This window comes from Enterocloster bolteae, assembly GCF_002234575.2.
GTDB classification, from domain to species: Bacteria; Bacillota; Clostridia; order Lachnospirales; family Lachnospiraceae; genus Enterocloster; species Enterocloster bolteae.
Window position 1 is genome coordinate 3,139,993 of the sequence record NZ_CP022464.2, and the last position, 16,476, is coordinate 3,156,468.

The 16,476-nt window shown below is 48.3% G+C and carries 18 protein-coding genes; all 18 read left to right on the forward strand.

The features are described 5' to 3' along the window. Nucleotides 1-230: 230 nt before the first annotated feature. Entirely contained in the window at nt 231-1,481 is a 1,251-nt protein-coding gene (locus tag CGC65_RS14715; protein WP_002567601.1) for a polysaccharide deacetylase family protein, read from the forward strand. Nucleotides 1,482-1,738: 257 nt separating this feature from the next. Beyond that, nucleotides 1,739-2,140, forward strand: a complete 402-nt coding sequence (locus CGC65_RS14720) for an effector binding domain-containing protein (protein ID WP_002567602.1) — start codon at nt 1,739-1,741, stop codon at nt 2,138-2,140. A 296-nt stretch (nt 2,141-2,436) separates the two neighbouring features. Further along, on the forward strand, nt 2,437-2,931 hold the full coding sequence (locus CGC65_RS14725) for a hypothetical protein (protein ID WP_002567603.1): 495 nt from the start codon (nt 2,437-2,439) through the stop codon (nt 2,929-2,931). A gap of 564 nt (nt 2,932-3,495) precedes the next feature. Then, on the forward strand, nt 3,496-4,131 hold the full coding sequence (locus CGC65_RS14730; protein WP_002567604.1) for a GNAT family N-acetyltransferase: 636 nt from the start codon (nt 3,496-3,498) through the stop codon (nt 4,129-4,131). Between the two features lie 481 nt (nt 4,132-4,612). After that, on the forward strand, nt 4,613-6,481 hold the full coding sequence (locus CGC65_RS14735) for a TIGR03960 family B12-binding radical SAM protein (protein WP_002567605.1): 1,869 nt from the start codon (nt 4,613-4,615) through the stop codon (nt 6,479-6,481). Between the two features lie 5 nt (nt 6,482-6,486). Next, a complete protein-coding gene (locus CGC65_RS14740) occupies nt 6,487-7,242 on the forward strand; it encodes a TIGR03936 family radical SAM-associated protein (RefSeq protein WP_002567606.1) in 756 nt (251 codons plus the stop codon). Further along, a complete protein-coding gene (locus CGC65_RS14745; protein ID WP_002567607.1) occupies nt 7,242-8,399 on the forward strand; it encodes a ribonuclease E/G in 1,158 nt (385 codons plus the stop codon). Before CGC65_RS14740 ends, CGC65_RS14745 begins: the two co-directional genes overlap by 1 nt. 35 nt (nt 8,400-8,434) lie before the next feature. Beyond that, the gene (gene trkA, locus CGC65_RS14750; RefSeq protein ID WP_002567608.1) at nt 8,435-9,790 is read left to right on the forward strand and encodes a Trk system potassium transporter TrkA; all 1,356 of its coding nucleotides are present in this window, start codon (nt 8,435-8,437) and stop codon (nt 9,788-9,790) included. Between the two features lie 16 nt (nt 9,791-9,806). Then, nucleotides 9,807-11,246 (forward strand): TrkH family potassium uptake protein, encoded by a 1,440-nt coding sequence (locus tag CGC65_RS14755; protein ID WP_002567609.1) that lies wholly within the window; start codon nt 9,807-9,809, stop codon nt 11,244-11,246. Nucleotides 11,247-11,379: 133 nt separating this feature from the next. Beyond that, the gene (locus CGC65_RS14760; RefSeq protein WP_002567610.1) at nt 11,380-11,988 is read left to right on the forward strand and encodes a hypothetical protein; all 609 of its coding nucleotides are present in this window, start codon (nt 11,380-11,382) and stop codon (nt 11,986-11,988) included. A 184-nt stretch (nt 11,989-12,172) separates the two neighbouring features. Further along, complete coding sequence (gene rplU / locus CGC65_RS14765) at nt 12,173-12,481, forward strand: 50S ribosomal protein L21 (protein ID WP_002567611.1); 309 nt, start codon at nt 12,173-12,175, stop codon at nt 12,479-12,481. Between the two features lie 11 nt (nt 12,482-12,492). Further along, nucleotides 12,493-12,831 carry a ribosomal-processing cysteine protease Prp gene (locus CGC65_RS14770; protein ID WP_002567612.1) on the forward strand — a complete coding sequence of 113 codons (339 nt, stop codon included), beginning with the start codon at nt 12,493-12,495 and terminating at the stop codon, nt 12,829-12,831. A 3-nt stretch (nt 12,832-12,834) separates the two neighbouring features. After that, complete coding sequence (gene rpmA / locus CGC65_RS14775) at nt 12,835-13,125, forward strand: 50S ribosomal protein L27 (protein ID WP_002567613.1); 291 nt, start codon at nt 12,835-12,837, stop codon at nt 13,123-13,125. 61 nt (nt 13,126-13,186) lie between these two features. Next, on the forward strand, nt 13,187-14,476 hold the full coding sequence (gene obgE / locus CGC65_RS14780; RefSeq protein WP_002567614.1) for a GTPase ObgE: 1,290 nt from the start codon (nt 13,187-13,189) through the stop codon (nt 14,474-14,476). 11 nt (nt 14,477-14,487) lie between these two features. Beyond that, nucleotides 14,488-14,787, forward strand: a complete 300-nt coding sequence (gene yhbY / locus CGC65_RS14785) for a ribosome assembly RNA-binding protein YhbY (protein WP_002567615.1) — start codon at nt 14,488-14,490, stop codon at nt 14,785-14,787. A gap of 42 nt (nt 14,788-14,829) precedes the next feature. After that, a complete protein-coding gene (gene nadD, locus CGC65_RS14790; protein WP_002567616.1) occupies nt 14,830-15,474 on the forward strand; it encodes a nicotinate-nucleotide adenylyltransferase in 645 nt (214 codons plus the stop codon). A 4-nt stretch (nt 15,475-15,478) separates the two neighbouring features. Beyond that, entirely contained in the window at nt 15,479-16,117 is a 639-nt protein-coding gene (yqeK, locus tag CGC65_RS14795) for a bis(5'-nucleosyl)-tetraphosphatase (symmetrical) YqeK (RefSeq protein ID WP_002567617.1), read from the forward strand. Further along, the gene (gene rsfS / locus CGC65_RS14800) at nt 16,068-16,418 is read left to right on the forward strand and encodes a ribosome silencing factor (RefSeq protein WP_002567618.1); all 351 of its coding nucleotides are present in this window, start codon (nt 16,068-16,070) and stop codon (nt 16,416-16,418) included. Before yqeK ends, rsfS begins: the two co-directional genes overlap by 50 nt. The last annotated feature ends 58 nt before the right edge of the window (nt 16,419-16,476 follow it).

Consider the following 16,476-nt stretch of genomic DNA (forward strand, 5'->3'; position numbering starts at 1 on the left):
TTCTCGCAAATTTTTCGGTCTGTTTTACCTTGCGAAGTTTTTTCTCATAATGTTCAGCGCGGTTATGATGTCCGATTTATTCTTACATAGAGGGATCTGTTCCTGTATGAATTTTTGTTACATATTCTTTCAATTTCTTTAAATCCATGGACAGCGCCGCTTAATTTGTTTACAATAGACGGGCTGGTCAAAGGCTGGCTGCATTTAAAATACACAGGAGACCAGAATTTATGTCTAAAGATACCAAAAAAAATATAAAAGGGACTGACAACAGAAAAAATACAAACAGTAAAATCCCTAAAAACTTAAAAACACAGGACAGACAAAATGCAATGAAGCGAATCAGTAAGACCAGGCAGGCAAAGATGCGGGAGGAGGAAGTAAAGTCCACTCTGAAGTTTGGTGTGAAACTGGTTTTGGTTCTGGCAGTTGTGATTGGATGTGCACAACTGTTTTTTTATGGAAAGAATGTGATGGCGGACAGGAGCAATGGTCCCGCTGCCTGGATAGCGGCAGAAAGCAGTCAAACAAAGGACAATCCGTCCGATTCATCCGTTTTATCAAAAACAGGAGAACCGGAGAAAGAAGAACAGGAAGAGACAGCAGGTCCTGAAACAAAAGAAGGCATAACAGGAGGTCTGGCTTCCAAAGAAATACAAACAGGAGAACCGCCGTCCGGAATCGTCCTGGAGCCGTTTCTGCCTGATTCTGAAAAGGGTCAGCAGCAGACACCGGAGACCATTGCACCCTTCGCGGTCTCCAGCGATGGACCGGGTAACGTGGTGCAGGCAGCACCGCCTTTAGGAGAAGCGTCTTTAGGCCCGGCAGGCGGCGGAAATGAGCTGTTCCCTGTTTCCGGGCCTGCGGATGTCTCCAAGCCCATGATTGCATTTACCTTTGATGACGGTCCTTATTACAGTGTGGACAGCAGAATTCTGGACACGCTTCAGGCTTACGGGGGCAGGGCTACCTTTTTTATAGTAGGAAGCCGCGTTAATGACTACAAGGACACTCTTAAGAGAATCCGGGATTCCGGGTCCGAGATAGGAAACCATACATTTAACCACAAGAATCTGGAAAAAATTTCTCCCGAAGAAGTGACCTCCCAGATTGAGATGACCAACGATGCGGTGGAGGCTGTAACAGGTTTCCGGCCAAAACTGGTACGTGTGCCTTACGGCGCCTTTAAGGGCCAGGTGCCGGGCCTGGTATCTTACCCCATGATTCAGTGGAACATAGATACACAGGACTGGTCCAGTAAGGATAAGGATGCCATTGCAGCCTCTGTGCTCTCCCAGGCAAGGGATGGGAGCATCATACTGATGCACGACCTTTATTCCGCCACGGCTGAGGCATTTGAGACGGTCATCCCCCTTCTGGCTGCCCAGGGCTACCAGTTTGTTACGGTCAGTGAGATGTATGCGGCCAAAGGAGTGCCGCTGGAGGCTGGTCAGGTCTATTTTAATATTCCTAAGGGGTGATGATTAGAATACCTTATTAACTTCCACAGGAATCAGCGCGCAGATGAGGATTGTAAATCTTTTCTGCTGGCAGTTAAGTTCCGTGTAAAGTTTTTCTTGACACGAATACCGTGTCGTGCTTTATACTTAATTTAGGAGAAAAGTATAAACACTATGGAACAAATGCAGACTGTCAGCATGGTATCAAAAAATTAATCCCGGAGACAGCCCGCTTTTCAGGGGAAGCTGAGTATGGAGTGGGGCCGGAAGCCACCGGTATGATTGAGAAATTTGTTTACGAAACGGAATTGCTGAAACTAAAACCCGATGCCAGAGGGATGGGATTTGATTGTTCCAGAGCAGATTTAAGAGTGGAAGCCGGAGCAGCTCCCACCGCATATGAAGCATGGGTATCAATCCCTGAGGATATGGAAGTTAAGCCGCCTCTGGTTAAAAAAACGTTTGGCGGCGGGATGTATGCTGCCCATGTATTGAGGGACTGGAGTTTTCAGGATTGGAGTTTGCTTCAGGAGTGGGCCAGAGAAAGCGAAAGATACGAAGAGGCCGGCGGTCCATGCTTTGAGGAAATATTAAATTATTACAACCTTATGAATAATGGGGCGAAAATGGAAGATACACAGATTGATCTGCTGCTGCCTGTTAAGGAAATGATAAAGTAGAGGACGCAGGAAAAAGTACAGGCATTCTTTGCTTTTAGTCCAGAGAACAGTTTATAGCAGCAGGAGGATTTACATATGGAACATTTCAAATTTGACTTATATGCCCGCGCATGTGATGCGTATTTTATTTATGGCGTAATCTTAGGGTGAGACACCGCCATATTTCCATTCCTGCCACACAACGGATGGGATTGATTACGGAGGATGCAGCAGAAAAAGCGGTTGCCTTGAACAGCAGGCAGGGCTGGATGGGGATATTCGTCTGACTAATTTGTATTTAAGAAAGGGAAAGGATAATGGCAAAGACTTCATTTAATGAATTTCTATTGGCAGTTGCGCCGGAGCATCGTGTATTTGTGGAGAAGCTGAATGACAAACTTTTGAAACAGGGGTGTGAACTTGTAATCAAGGAAGTCAAAAGCGGATACACTGCCACATACCAGCTGGAGAAGAAAACCGTAATGAATTGGGTGTTTCGCAAGACCGGTATCTGGGCACGCATTTACGGAGATAATGCCGGCAGGTATGAGGAGGTCATCGCCGCTCTGCCTGCCCACATGCAAAAGAAAATGGCGGCTTCCCGTGATTGCAAGAGACTTATTGACCCTGATGCATGCAGTGATACATGCGTGAAAGGTTTCGTCTATTCTCTGAATGGAGAGACACAAAAAAAATGCCGTAATGACGGAATGCTCTTCCTTCTGACAGAGGAAACAGCAGAGTATATTGCCGGGCTGATCTGTGCTGAGGCTGCTGCGCGTAAGCCGGCTTTGCAGCAGCTGAATCGTTAAGAACGGCATATAGATTAATTTACTAATTGTCAAGTATATCCCTCCTGCTATTGGCTTATCCTAAAAGCGGTTATCATAATATCAGTTATCATAATATCATGAGTTTTCTGCAATGTATTAGAAAATTTTACAATATGATATTTTTTCGCCTGTATATATGGTAAAACGAAAGAACAATCAAAGCTTCGGCTTTACAAGCATTACAAGCCCGCATATATTGCGGGCATTGGCGTATTAACAAGGGTGGAGGGGAATTAACGAGAGCATCGCAGGTTGAACACACTGTCACAGATGGAGCACGTTTTCTGTTTATAGGCAACAGCCATACATTTACCAATGATTTGCCGGGTACATTTTGCGAACTTGCTTGGACAAGAGAAGGCTGGTGAATTGCAGACAGTGGCCTGGAGTTATATGCAGACACAGCGAAGGCTGAAGAAACAGAACGGGCTGACGGCAGTTAGACAGAGTTTTATCATTATATTTCAGGAATGCGGGACTGATTAAAAAGATATGATTAAAGGGATAACCAATTCTAAATAAAGGTATAGAGGAGCAGTTGATATGATAACGATACGAAATGAAGAAGAACGTGATTACAAGGTCGTTGAAGAAATTACAAGAAAGGCATTTTATAATCTATATATACCGGGATGTGCGGAACATTATCTGGTTCACATCATGCGCGGTCATGAGGATTTTATACCAGAGCTGGATTTTGTGATTGAACTGGACGGACAGGTGATTGGGAATATTATGTATACAAAAGCCCGGCTGGTTGATGAAGCCGGAACAGAAAAAGAAATCCTAACCTTTGGTCCGGTCAGTATTGCTCCTGAGTATCAGAGAAGAGGGTACGGAAGGATGCTGATTGAGCATTCCTTTGAACAGGCCGTTCTGCTTGGCTATGATGTGGTTGTCATACTGGGAAGTCCGATGAACTATGTGGGCTGCGGTTTTAAAAGCAGCAGGAAATTGAATATCTGTATGGAAAATGGGAAGTATCCGGCTGCGATGATGGTGAAGGAACTGGTCCCCAATCAATTGGACGGCAGAAAATGGTTCTATTATGACAGCCCTGTTATGGCAATCTCTGAGGAAGAAGCACAGGAATATGATAATACCTTAGAAAAAATGGAAAAGAAATATCAGCCGAGCCAGGAAGAGTTTTATATTATGAGCCATGCTTTTATTGAGTAAGAAACTAGGTCCGGGCTATCAATCACGAAGTAGTGAACCAAAGGTTATGCCGTGAAAATGCATATGGTAAAACGAACCGTGGAAGAGTGACAGCCTGAAGCTTTCGTATGAAAATATGGATTGCTTTATAAGGGAAGTAAGGGAAGCAGGGGAAAATAACAAAACAGGAAGACTCATATCGCATGAGTGCTTATAATGAAATTAATCATATGAAATGAAACTACTGCCGAATGGTGTTGCTTAATACTGTGAAATGCCTTATAATTAGGCATTGTGGCATAATGTTTTAACCCGTGTTATATAGTTGGGGTAAAAAATGTCGTAATTAAAATAAAGGGGCCTGATTTTCTTTGAAAAAGGGGTGAAAAAGGAGCAGAAAAGAGCAAAATAAGGACCTGAACTCCGGCTCTTTTCGATTTGGACCGGCCCTTGCTACAAGCCAAAAATACTGTGTAAACAGCACAATAAATAAGGAAAAACCATGAGAAAACTAGCTTTAAATGATGAGATATTACTAAGCATTCAACAACCCGCCCGCTATATCGGAGGCGAGGTAAATATGGTGATTAAGGACCCTGAAAAAGTGGATGTCCGCTTTGCCATGTGTTTCCCCGACGTGTATGAAATCGGTATGTCCCACCTGGGCATTCAGATTCTGTATTCCATGTTCAACAGCAGGGAGGACATCTGCTGTGAGCGCGTTTACTCCCCGTGGACAGACTTAGACCCCATACTCAGGGAGAAGAAGATACCGCTATTTACCCTGGAAACCCAGGAGCCGGTAAAGAATTTTGATTTTCTGGGAATCACTCTCCAGTACGAGATGTGCTACACCAACGTGCTTCAGATTCTGGACCTTTCACAGATTCCGCTCCATACATGCGACAGAACGGAAAATGACCCCATTGTTATCGGAGGCGGGCCCTGCGCATACAATCCGGAACCGCTGGCTGACTTTTTTGACCTGTTTTATATCGGAGAGGGCGAAACCGTATATTTTGAGCTTATGGACCGCTACAAGGAGAATAAGAAGGCCGGCGGCACCAGAAAGCAGTTTCTGGAAATGGCGGCGGAGATACCGGGCATCTATGTGCCTGCTTTTTATGATGTGACCTATAAGGAAGACGGTACCATTGAATGTTTTCTGCCGAATAATGAACATGCCATGCCGGTGGTTACCAAACAAGTGGTAACGGACATGGACAGTGTGGGATATATTGAAAAGCCGTTGGTGCCATTTATCAAAGTGACCCAGGACAGGGTGGTGCTGGAAATTCAGCGGGGCTGTATCCGCGGGTGCCGGTTCTGCCAGGCCGGGGATGTGTACAGGCCTCTCAGAGAGCACAGCCTGGAATATCTGAAGCACTATGCCAGCGACATGTTAAAGAGCACGGGCCATGAGGAGATATCCCTAAGTTCCTTAAGCTCCAGCGATTACAGCCAGTTAGAGGGCCTGGTCAATTTCCTCATTGACGAATTCAAGGGCAAAGGCGTGAATATATCCCTGCCTTCCCTGCGCATCGACGCATTTTCTCTGGACGTCATGAGCAAGGTGCAGGATGTGAAAAAGAGCAGCCTTACCTTTGCGCCGGAGGCGGGTTCCCAGAGACTTCGTGACGTCATCAATAAGGGGCTGACCGAAGAAGTGATACTGAAGGGAGCAACAGATGCCTTTGAATCAGGCTGGAACCGGGTAAAGCTGTATTTTATGCTGGGTCTGCCCACGGAGACAGTGGAGGATATGGAGGGAATTGCGCTGCTTTCTGAAAAGATTGCGGAAGCATACTATGATATCCCCAAGGACCGGAGAAACGGAAAGGTACAGATTGTAGCCAGTTCCTCCTTCTTTGTGCCAAAGCCCTTTACACCGTTCCAGTGGGCCAGGATGTGTACAAAGGAAGAATTTATTGAGAGAGCCAATATCGTCCGGGGCAAGTTCCGCGAGATGAAAAACTTCAAGAGCCTTAAATATAACTGGCATGAGGCGGAGCTTACCGTGCTGGAGGGTGTGCTGGCCAGAGGCGACCGCAGGGTCGGGGCCGTGATAGAAGAAGCTTACCGCACAGGGGCCATCTATGACTCCTGGTCTGAATATTTTAAGAATGATGTATGGATGAAGGCCTTTGAGACCTGCGGCGTGGATATCGGATTTTATACCACCAGGGAGAGAAGCCTGGATGAGGTATTCCCATGGGATTTCATTGATGCTGGCGTATCAAAGGAATTCCTGATCCGTGAGTGGAACCATGCCGTGAAGGAAGAAGTGACGCCTAACTGCCGTCAGAGATGTTCAGGCTGCGGAGCCAGAGATTTTGGCTGCGGCGTCTGTTATGAAACCGTAAAGGAATAGGATAAATGAAAATTCGGATTAAATTCAGAAAATATGGAACAATGAAATTCATCGGTCACCTGGACGTGATGCGTTATTTCCAGAAGGCCATACGCAGGGCGGATGTGGATGTATGTTACAGCGGAGGATTCTCCCCTCATCAGATCATGTCCTTTGCGGCCCCTCTGGGAGTGGGAAATACCAGCAACGGGGAATACGTGGACATAGAGGTGTCCTCCACCAAAGATTCGGAAACCATGAAGAAATGTCTGAACGGGGTGATGTCGGAAGGCTTTGAGGTCGTAAGCTACAGAGGTCTGCCGGATGACGCGGCCAATGCCATGTCCATAGTCGGGGCCGGGGATTATACCCTGGCCTTCAGACCGGGATACGAGCCAGAGGACATGGATAAGGAAACGTGGTTTCAGGGGCTTATTGCCTTTTTTGAGCGTCCCAGCGTCATGGTGACAAAGAAAACCAAGCGCGGTGATAAGGAGATGGATCTAAAGCCCCTGGTTTATGAGCTCAGAATCTGTCCTGAGGGGGATGGCGAAATGGAAGGCCCCCGTCTGTTTATGAAAATATCCGCAGGCAGCGCTGCCAATGTGAAACCGGAACAGGTGCTGGATGCGTATTACGGGTTCCTGGGAAAGGAGCGGCCGCCCTTTGCCTTTATGGTACAGAGGGAAGAAGTATATGCGGACAGGGCCTCTGATGCTGAGAAGGAAGCCGGTATTCACTCCTTTATCTCTCTGGAACAGCTGGGTGAGGAAATCAGATAATGGACAAATTAGTAGTGACCCGGCGGGGGGATAAGGTCTGTACGGCCGTGGTATCAGACGGAAAGGTAAGCCAGCTGATGCTGGAGCCGGATACCGCCGACTCCCTGCTGGGCAATATTTATATCGGCAAGGTGCAGAAGGTGGTAAGCAATATCAATGCCGCCTTTATTGACATAGGACCGGGATGTACCGGATATTACAGCCTGCAGGAACGGTGGAAGCCGGAACGTCTTAAGACCGGCGACGAGCTGGTGGTGCAGGTCAGCAAAGATGCTGTGAAATCAAAGGCCCCGGTGGTCACGGAACGTCTGTCCTTTACGGGGCGGTACTGTGTGCTGACTGTGGGAAAGACCGGAATCGGTTTTTCCGCGAAAATACGTGATGCCTCCTACAAAGCCAGGCTTCGTGAACTTCTGGAATGTGACCTGGCAGGAACTAAGGACCTGGGCATTATTGTCCGGACCAACGCAGTTACGGTGGAGGAATGTGCTGTGCGGGAGGAACTGGCTGAGCTGATGCGGACATGGCAAAGGCTTTCGGCGGAAGCTGGGTGCAGAGTCTGCTACAGCTGCCTTTACAGGGCGCTGCCGGGCTATATAGCGGCTATACGGGATTCCTTCGGCGGGACCCTGGAAGAAATTATTACAGATGTTCCTGAGTACCACAGGGAGCTGAAGGCATATCTGGAAATGTGCCAGAAGGAAGACGCGGGACGCCTGACCCTTTATGAGGACAGCCTTCTGCCCCTTGGCAAGCTTTACAGCCTGGAAACTGCTTTTGAAAAGGCACTGGGTAAGAATGTATGGCTGAAGTCCGGGGGATACCTGGTCATAGAGCCCACAGAAGCCATGACGGTTATTGATGTTAATACAGGGAAGTACTCAGGCAGAAAAAAGATGCAGGACACCATATACAAGATAAATATGGAGGCTGCGGATGAGATTGGACGGCAGATTAGGCTGCGCAACCTTTCCGGTATCATCATTGTGGATTTTATTGATATGGAGAGGGAGGAGGACAGGAAGGCCCTTCTTGCCCATTTAGTAGAAGTTGTTTCGAGAGACCCGGTAAAGACCACGGTGGTGGATATGACGGCTTTGAACCTGGTGGAGCTCACCAGAAAGAAAGTGAGAAAGCCGCTCCACGAACAGGTCTGAATATGACAATACACAGGGGATAAAGGGGAAGAAATATGAAAATCATAATTGTAGGCTGCGGTAAGGTGGGAACCACACTGGCAGAGCAGCTGAACAGGGAAAACCACGATATTACACTGATTGACTGCGACAGCGAAGCGCTCCAATCTATTTCAGACAGTACAGATGTCATGAGCGTTACCGGAAATGGGGCCGTGTACCAGGTGCAGATGGAGGCGGGAATCAAGGAAGCGGATTTGCTGATTGCCACCACCAATTCAGATGAGCTTAACATGCTCTGTTGTTTGATTGCAAAGAAAGCAGGCAACTGCCATACCATTGCCCGTATCCGCAATCCTGAGTACTCAGCGGAAATCAACTATATCAGGGAAGAACTGAACCTTTCACTGGCCATTAATCCGGAGCTGGCTGCCGCCAGGGAGATTGCCAGACTGCTTCGTTTTCCCAATGCCATTAAGATTGAGCTGTTTGCCAAGGGCAGAATTGAGCTCCTTAAATTCATGATTCCCAAGGATTCCATTCTGGACCGCATGAAGGTAATGGACGTGGTGAGCCGGTTAAAGAGCAATGTGCTGATCTGCGCCGTGGAGCGCGGGGATGATGTGGTGATACCGGACGGCAACTTTGAGATGAGAGGCGGAGATAAGATATCCTTTATTGCGCCCCATGCAGACTGTGCTGATTTCTTCCGCAAAGCGGGTATCGAGAACAACACGGTTAATTCCGCCATGTTTGTGGGCGGAGGAAAGCTGACCGTGTATCTGGCCAAGGCCCTGGCTGATACCAAGATAAAAATTAAGATTATTGAGCAGGACGAGGAGCGGTGCAGGATCTTAAGTGAGCTTCTTCCTCATGCAATGATTATACACGGGGATGGTTCGGACCAGAAGCTGCTGCTGGAAGAAGGTATCCGTCAGACGGAAGCATTTGCCTCCCTTACGGGGTTTGATGAGGAAAATATACTGCTGTCCTTATATGCGGCCAGCCAGTCCAGGGCCAAGCTGATCACCAAGGTTAATAAAATAGCCTTTGAAAATGTAATCAACGCCCTGAACCTGGGAAGCGTCATATACCCCAAGATGCTGACAGCCGACATCATCCTGCAGTATGTAAGGGCCATGCAGAACTCCATGGGCAGCAACATAGAGACTCTGTATAAAATCGTGGCCGACAAGGCCGAAGCGCTGGAGTTCAGGGTAAGGGGAGATTCGCCTGTGCTGGGGATTCCGCTGGAGAAGCTGAGGACCAGGAATAATCTGTTGGTGGCATGCATCAACCGCAACGGCCGCATTATCATGCCCCGAGGCAAGGATACCCTGGAGGCAGGGGACACAGTCATCATTGTGACCACCCATACAGGGCTTAATGATTTGAAGGATATCTTAATGTAAAGGCGGGCGGGACGACATGAATCGAAGTATAATCATTTATATGCTGGGCTGGATCATGAATATGGAAGCCATTTTCATGACACTGCCAGTTGTTACAGCTGTTGTCTACAGGGAAAGCATTGGCTTTATTTATCTGGGCGTTGCGGCTGTCTGCGGTCTGCTGGGATTTATGTGCACCAGGAAGAAGCCATGCACAAAGATGTTTTTTGCCAGGGAAGGATTTGTGACGGTTTCCCTGGGGTGGATTGTATTGAGCTTTTTCGGGTGCATGCCCTTTGTCATAAGCGGGGAGATTCCCCATATCATTGACGCCATGTTTGAAATCGTATCAGGTTTTACCACTACAGGGTCCAGTATTATTCCCAAGGTAGAGGATATGTCACATGCCACCCTGATGTGGAGAAGCTTTTCCCACTGGATTGGCGGCATGGGAATTCTGGTGTTCATCCTGGCGATTCTGCCCATGGCAGGGGATTATAACATGCATATTATGAGGGCCGAGAGTCCGGGCCCTTCCGTGGGAAAGCTGGTGCCTAAAATCCGTATTACCGCCAAACTGCTGTACTCCATCTATTTTTGCATGACCATTGTCATGATGATCCTTTTGCTGCTTGGAAAAATGCCCTTATTTGACAGCATATGCATGAGCTTCGGGGCTGCCGGCACAGGAGGCTTTGCCTGCCGTAATTCAGGGCAGGCGGATTACACGGTGTACCAGCAGGCTGTCATCACTATTTTTATGCTGCTCTTTGGCGTGAACTTCAATGTGTACTACCTGCTGCTCATACGCAGGCCCAAGGATGCGGGGCGGTGTGAGGAGCTGAGGGGATATCTGGCTGTGGTGGCCATTGCCATCCTGCTCATCACCATCAATATCAGGAGCCTGTTCCCGTCCCTGTTTATGGCATTCCACCAGGCGGCGTTCCAGGTTTCCTCCATTATCACCACAACGGGATACTCCACCATTGATTACAACAGCTGGCCGGAGTTTTCCAAAACAATCCTGCTGCTCATCATGTTTATCGGCGCCTGTGCCGGCAGTACGGGCGGAGGCATGAAGGTATCCCGTGTCATGATTGCGTTTAAGGAAATAAAAAAGGAGATGGCATCGGTTATCCACCCCCGCAGCGTAAAGGTGCTGAAGTTTGAGGGAAAGCCTCTGGAGCATAATACCCTCAGGTCCCTTAACGCTTATATTATTGTGTATTTCATGATATTCGGCATATCCACCCTGATTGTGAGTCTGGACAATTATGATTTTATGACATCCTTCTCCGCAGTGGCCGCCAACTTAAACAACATTGGTCCAGGAATGTCTGTGGTGGGTCCGGCATCCAACTATTCCATGATGTCCTATCTGTCCAAGACCGTGCTCATATTTGATATGCTGGCCGGAAGGCTGGAGCTGTTCCCCATGCTGGTTCTTCTGTCTCCGGGAACCTGGAAACGCAGTTGAGATTTGTGAAAAACAAGTGAAAAAACAGTGACTTTTATTGACGAATCCGGACCGGCGGGGTATGATTTCCATAAGAAATTTATGATGGTACGCCTTTGGCGTGTATGGAAATCACCGTGAAGGAGGAGACGGATTGGTAAGATGTACAAAGGGTTTAAAAGGCATAAAGGGCGCCGGCGCCCTGATTCTGGCGTTCTCCCTGACGTTTGCGTATCCGGCTGTATCATGGGCCGTTGAGACGGAGGCTTCGGAAGGCACAGTCACCTATGGACCGGGAAGCTATGTCGTTGGCGAGGATATTTTGCCGGGAGAATATGCGGTTTTTACGGAGGACACATCGGAACAGAACGCCTATTCCACCTGTACCATTACTTTATATAAGGATGATACGGATGAGCGGCGCATTGGAACCTTCCAGTTTCAGCACCACGGACTGATTACCCTTTACAAAGGACAGCATCTGGTAATCACAAAAGGGTACGCGGTGGAGGCAGACCGGGCGGGCATTACCCTGGGAACCACCGGTATGTACAAGGCTGGCCGGGATATGGAACCGGGCACATACCGCATTACGCCCCTTACCTTTGGCAGCGGGTATTACGCCCTTTATAACGACGTGAGATATTATTATGATTATATAGATGAATACGCCGCGCTGTTTGAGCCGGTCACGGTCAACATCGCAGAGGGGCAGTATCTGGAGCTTTTTGATGCCGGGTCAATCGAGCGGGTGTCTGACTGAATGAGGCCCGTAAAAGTGACAAAAAAATGACAAAAAAATATGGAAATTCCGGTTGACATCGGAAAAGGAAAATGCTATGATATACCAGTATGCCGCACAGCGGGGTTGTAAGAGTCTGCCAGTATTCCACGGAAGAAAGCAGGTCACCGAAGCTGGCGAGTAATGATAATAGGAGGTGCCTTTCATGTACGCGATTATAGCAACAGGCGGAAAGCAGTACAAGGTAGCAGAAGGCGATGTCATTAAGGTAGAGAGACTGGGCGCAGGCGCAGGCGAGACCGTAACATTTGACCAGGTGCTGGTTGTAAATAACGGCGAGCTGCAGATTGGATGCCCAACCGTTTCCGGCGCAACTGTTACAGCAACAGTTGAGAAGGAAGGTAAGGCTAAAAAAGTGATCGTTTACAAGTATAAGAGAAAAACTGGCTATCACAAGAAGAACGGCCATAGACAGCTCTATACCCAGGTGAAGATTGAAAAAATCAACGCTTAATTGTAAATGATATGATTAAAGCAACCGTATTCAAGAATTCCACAGATTCAGGCAATGCTGTTTACACAGGGATTGTGATGGAGGGACATGCCGGTTATGCCGATGAGGGTGAGGATATCATCTGTGCGGCGGTTTCGGCTCTGGCTCTTAACTTTTTCAATTCAGTGGAGGCATTTACGGAAGATGGATTTGAAGGCGGGGCGGGAGAGAGCGGTTCGTTTGAATTCCGTTTCACTTCAGATATAAGTCCTGAATCAAAACTCCTGATGAACTCTCTTATTCTGGGACTTCAGAATATTGAGAGGGATTATGGGAAATCATATATTAACGTGAAGTTTAAGGAGGTGTAACACATGTTAAAGATGAACCTTCAGTTATTCGCTCATAAGAAAGGTGTTGGTTCTACCAAGAACGGTAGAGACTCCGAGGCCAAGAGACTTGGCGCTAAGAGAGCCGACGGACAGTTCGTACTGGCTGGCAACATTCTGTACAGACAGCGCGGAACCCACATTCATCCTGGCAACAACGTAGGCAGGGGTGGCGATGATACCTTATTTGCTTTAGTAGACGGAGTTGTTAAGTTTGAAAGAAAGGGCAGAGACAGAAAGCAGGTTTCTGTATACCCAAGGGCAATCAACGAATAATTTCGAAGGGCTCCATACTTAGCGTATGGGGCTCTTTTTCACACCACAGGAGGTACTGTGTATGTTTGCCGATAGCGCAAAAATATTTATTAAATCCGGTAAGGGCGGAGACGGCCATGTGTCCTTCAGACGCGAGCTGTATGTTCCCAATGGCGGTCCTGACGGAGGTGACGGCGGCCGTGGAGGCGATGTCATTTTCCAGGTAGACAAAGGAAAAAATACCCTGGTAGATTTCAGGCATGTGCGTAAGTATATTGCAAAGGATGGCCAGGAGGGCGGAAAGAAACGCTGCCATGGAGCGGATGCCGATGACCTGATTGTGAAGGTGCCTGAGGGAACCGTGCTTAAAGATTTCGAGACGGGTAAGGTCATTGCCGACATGTCAGGTGACAACCAGAGGGAAGTCATCTTAAGGGGCGGCAGGGGCGGTCTTGGAAATATGCACTTTGCAACATCGACCATGCAGGTGCCCAAGTACGCGCAGCCCGGGCAGCCCGGTGCCGAGCTGTGGGTGCAGTTGGAGCTTAAGGTCATTGCGGACGTGGGCCTGGTGGGCTTTCCTAATGTGGGAAAATCCACGCTGCTGTCTGTTGTCAGCAACGCAAAGCCGGAGATAGCCAATTACCATTTTACCACCCTGAATCCCCATTTGGGCGTGGTGGACCTGGGAGACGGAGCCGGATTTGTCATGGCTGATATTCCGGGCCTGATTGAAGGCGCCTCTGAAGGCATCGGCCTGGGACATGCGTTCTTAAAGCATATTGAGCGCACCAAGGTCCTGGTCCATGTGGTGGACGGAGCTTCCGTGGAGGGCAGGGATCCTCTGGAGGACATAAGGACCATTAACCGGGAGCTGGAAGCCTATAATCCGGAGCTGTTAAAGCGTCCCCAGGTGATTGCCGCCAACAAGATGGATGCGGTGTATGCAGAAGAAGACACTGAGATTATACTTGACGAGCTGAGAAACGAATTCGAGCCAAAGGGAATCAGGGTGTTCCCCATATCCGCTGTCAGCAGACAGGGAGTGAAGGAGCTTCTGTACCATATCAATGACCTTCTTAAAACAGTGGATGATGCGCCTGTTGTGTTTGAGAAGGAATTCGAGGTCCAGTACCAGGGCGACAGAAACCTGCCTTATACGGTTACCAGGGCGGATGACGGCGCTTATGTGGTGGAAGGTCCCAGAATCGACAAGATGCTTGGATACACCAATCTGGATTCTGAGAAGGGATTTGATTTCTTCCAGAAGTTCCTTAAGAATACGGGAGTTCTGGACGACCTGGAGAAGGCTGGCATAGAGGAAGGCGATACGGTCCGTATGTATGGGCTGGAGTTTGATTATTACAAATAGAAGGAGTTATTATGACAAGCAAGCAGAGAGCCTATTTAAAAGGCCTGGCTATGAACATCGATCCTGTGTTCCAGATTGGTAAATCCAGCCTTACGCCTGAGATTACCCAGGCCGTGGACGAGGCACTGGAAGCAAGGGAACTGATTAAGGTGACAGTGCTGAAAAATTGTCTGGACGACGGCGGTTCCATCGCGGATGTCCTTGCAGAGCGCACACACTCACAGGTGGTACAGGTCATTGGCAGGAAAATCGTTCTTTACCGTCCTGCCAAAGAGGAAAAGAAACGTAAGATTGTGCTGCCGGAGAAATAGACAGGCAGGTATCCGGTAAAGGTATGTGAAGAAGGGATTTGTTTGGCAAAAATAGGAATATTGGGCGGCACCTTTGACCCCATCCACAATGGTCATCTGCGGCTGGGCAGGGAAGCTTATGAGCAGTTTGGACTGGATGCAGTCTGGTTCATGCCCACAGGAAATCCGCCCCATAAAAAAGATCATAAAATCACTGAGGGAGAGATGCGTGAGCGTATGGTTAAACTGGCCATTGCAGATACTCCCTATTTCCTGTATTCGGATTTTGAACTAAGGCGTAAGGGTAATACCTACACCGCCCAGACCCTGTCCCTGCTGCGTGAGGAATATAGGGAGGACGTGTTCTATTTCATCATAGGAGCAGATTCCCTGTATCAGATCGAACAGTGGTTCCACCCGGAGCTGGTCATGAAGCTGGCAGTGCTTCTGGTGGCCGGGCGTGCCTATCATGATGACCACCAGCCCTTTGACAGGCAGATTGAATACCTGACTGCCAGGTATGGGGCAAAGATTTACCCCATCCGCTGCCGTGAGATGGATGTGTCCTCGGAGGAAATAAGGGCATCCGTGTCTGACGGACATTCCATCCATGGATTTGTGCCGGATGCAGTGGAAGAATATATTAAGGACCATGGACTGTACGGTGGCGGCGTCAAGACCCCGGTCCTGGCCGGCAAAGGAGAATGAATGTATGGAAAACCAATGCAGCCAGATTATGTTATACAGGAAAAGCCTTAAGAGAAAGCTGGCGCCCATGCGCTACGAGCATTCTCTCAGCGTGTCATACACCTGCATGAACCTGGCCATGCGTTACGGCTGCAGCCTGGACAAGGCAGAGCTGGCCGGACTGATGCATGACTGCGGGAAGCGGTATTCGGATGATATCATATTGAAGAAATGCCTGAAACATGGTCTGGAAGTGACGGACGCGGAGTACAAGGCCCTGCCTGTGCTCCATGCAAAATACGGGGCATGGCTGGCGGAGCACAAGTACCAGATTACGGACCGGGAAATACTGGATGCCATCGGCTGCCACACCACAGGCCGGCCGGAGATGACGACTCTGGATAAAATCCTCTATATAGCGGATTATATAGAACCCAGGCGCTACAAGGCCGATAATCTGCCAATGATAAGGCGGATGGCGTATGAGGATCTGGATGAGACCATGTATGCCATATTGGCGGGAACTTTAGATTACCTGGAAAAAAAGGGCGGAAGTATTGACCCCATGACAGCCCAGGCATATGAATATTTTAAGAAAGTGAAGGGAGAACGCGATGAACTCAAAGGAAATGGTGAAACTGGCATATCAGGCTCTCAGCGATAAAAAGGGAGAGGACATTAAAATTATTGACATCCAGTCCGTATCAGTTCTGGCAGATTATTTTATAATCGCTGACGGCAGCAACCCCAATCAGGTGCAGGCCATGGCTGATAATGTGGAGGAAATTCTGGAAAAGGCAGGCTGCGAGTGCAAGCAGATTGAAGGCTACCAGAACGCAAACTGGATTCTGATGGATTACAAGGATGTGATAGTCCATATCTTCTGCAGGGAAGACAGATTGTTCTATGATTTGGAGCGAATCTGGAGAGATGGAAAGACATTTGTGGATGTAAATGAGCTGTAATGTGTAAGAGTTGGAAATGAATGAAAATGAATTAAATCCAATGAGGGACGGATATATG

Bases quoted from the DNA above. Each gene is read 5' to 3' on its own strand.
- rplU (WP_002567611.1), top strand. From the start codon at position 12,173: ATGTACGCGATTATAGCAACAGGCGGAAAGCAGTACAAGGTAGCAGAA.
- CGC65_RS14730 (WP_002567604.1), top strand. From the start codon at position 3,496: ATGATAACGATACGAAATGAAGAAGAACGTGATTACAAGGTCGTTGAA.
- obgE (WP_002567614.1), top strand. From the start codon at position 13,187: ATGTTTGCCGATAGCGCAAAAATATTTATTAAATCCGGTAAGGGCGGA.
- CGC65_RS14745 (WP_002567607.1), top strand. From the start codon at position 7,242: ATGGACAAATTAGTAGTGACCCGGCGGGGGGATAAGGTCTGTACGGCC.
- CGC65_RS14725 (WP_002567603.1), top strand. From the start codon at position 2,437: ATGGCAAAGACTTCATTTAATGAATTTCTATTGGCAGTTGCGCCGGAG.
- yhbY (WP_002567615.1), top strand. From the start codon at position 14,488: ATGACAAGCAAGCAGAGAGCCTATTTAAAAGGCCTGGCTATGAACATC.
- trkA (WP_002567608.1), top strand. From the start codon at position 8,435: ATGAAAATCATAATTGTAGGCTGCGGTAAGGTGGGAACCACACTGGCA.
- rsfS (WP_002567618.1), top strand. From the start codon at position 16,068: ATGAACTCAAAGGAAATGGTGAAACTGGCATATCAGGCTCTCAGCGAT.
- yqeK (WP_002567617.1), top strand. From the start codon at position 15,479: ATGGAAAACCAATGCAGCCAGATTATGTTATACAGGAAAAGCCTTAAG.
- rpmA (WP_002567613.1), top strand. From the start codon at position 12,835: ATGTTAAAGATGAACCTTCAGTTATTCGCTCATAAGAAAGGTGTTGGT.
- CGC65_RS14735 (WP_002567605.1), top strand. From the start codon at position 4,613: ATGAGAAAACTAGCTTTAAATGATGAGATATTACTAAGCATTCAACAA.
- CGC65_RS14715 (WP_002567601.1), top strand. From the start codon at position 231: ATGTCTAAAGATACCAAAAAAAATATAAAAGGGACTGACAACAGAAAA.
- CGC65_RS14770 (WP_002567612.1), top strand. From the start codon at position 12,493: ATGATTAAAGCAACCGTATTCAAGAATTCCACAGATTCAGGCAATGCT.
- CGC65_RS14740 (WP_002567606.1), top strand. From the start codon at position 6,487: ATGAAAATTCGGATTAAATTCAGAAAATATGGAACAATGAAATTCATC.
- CGC65_RS14720 (WP_002567602.1), top strand. From the start codon at position 1,739: ATGATTGAGAAATTTGTTTACGAAACGGAATTGCTGAAACTAAAACCC.
- CGC65_RS14755 (WP_002567609.1), top strand. From the start codon at position 9,807: ATGAATCGAAGTATAATCATTTATATGCTGGGCTGGATCATGAATATG.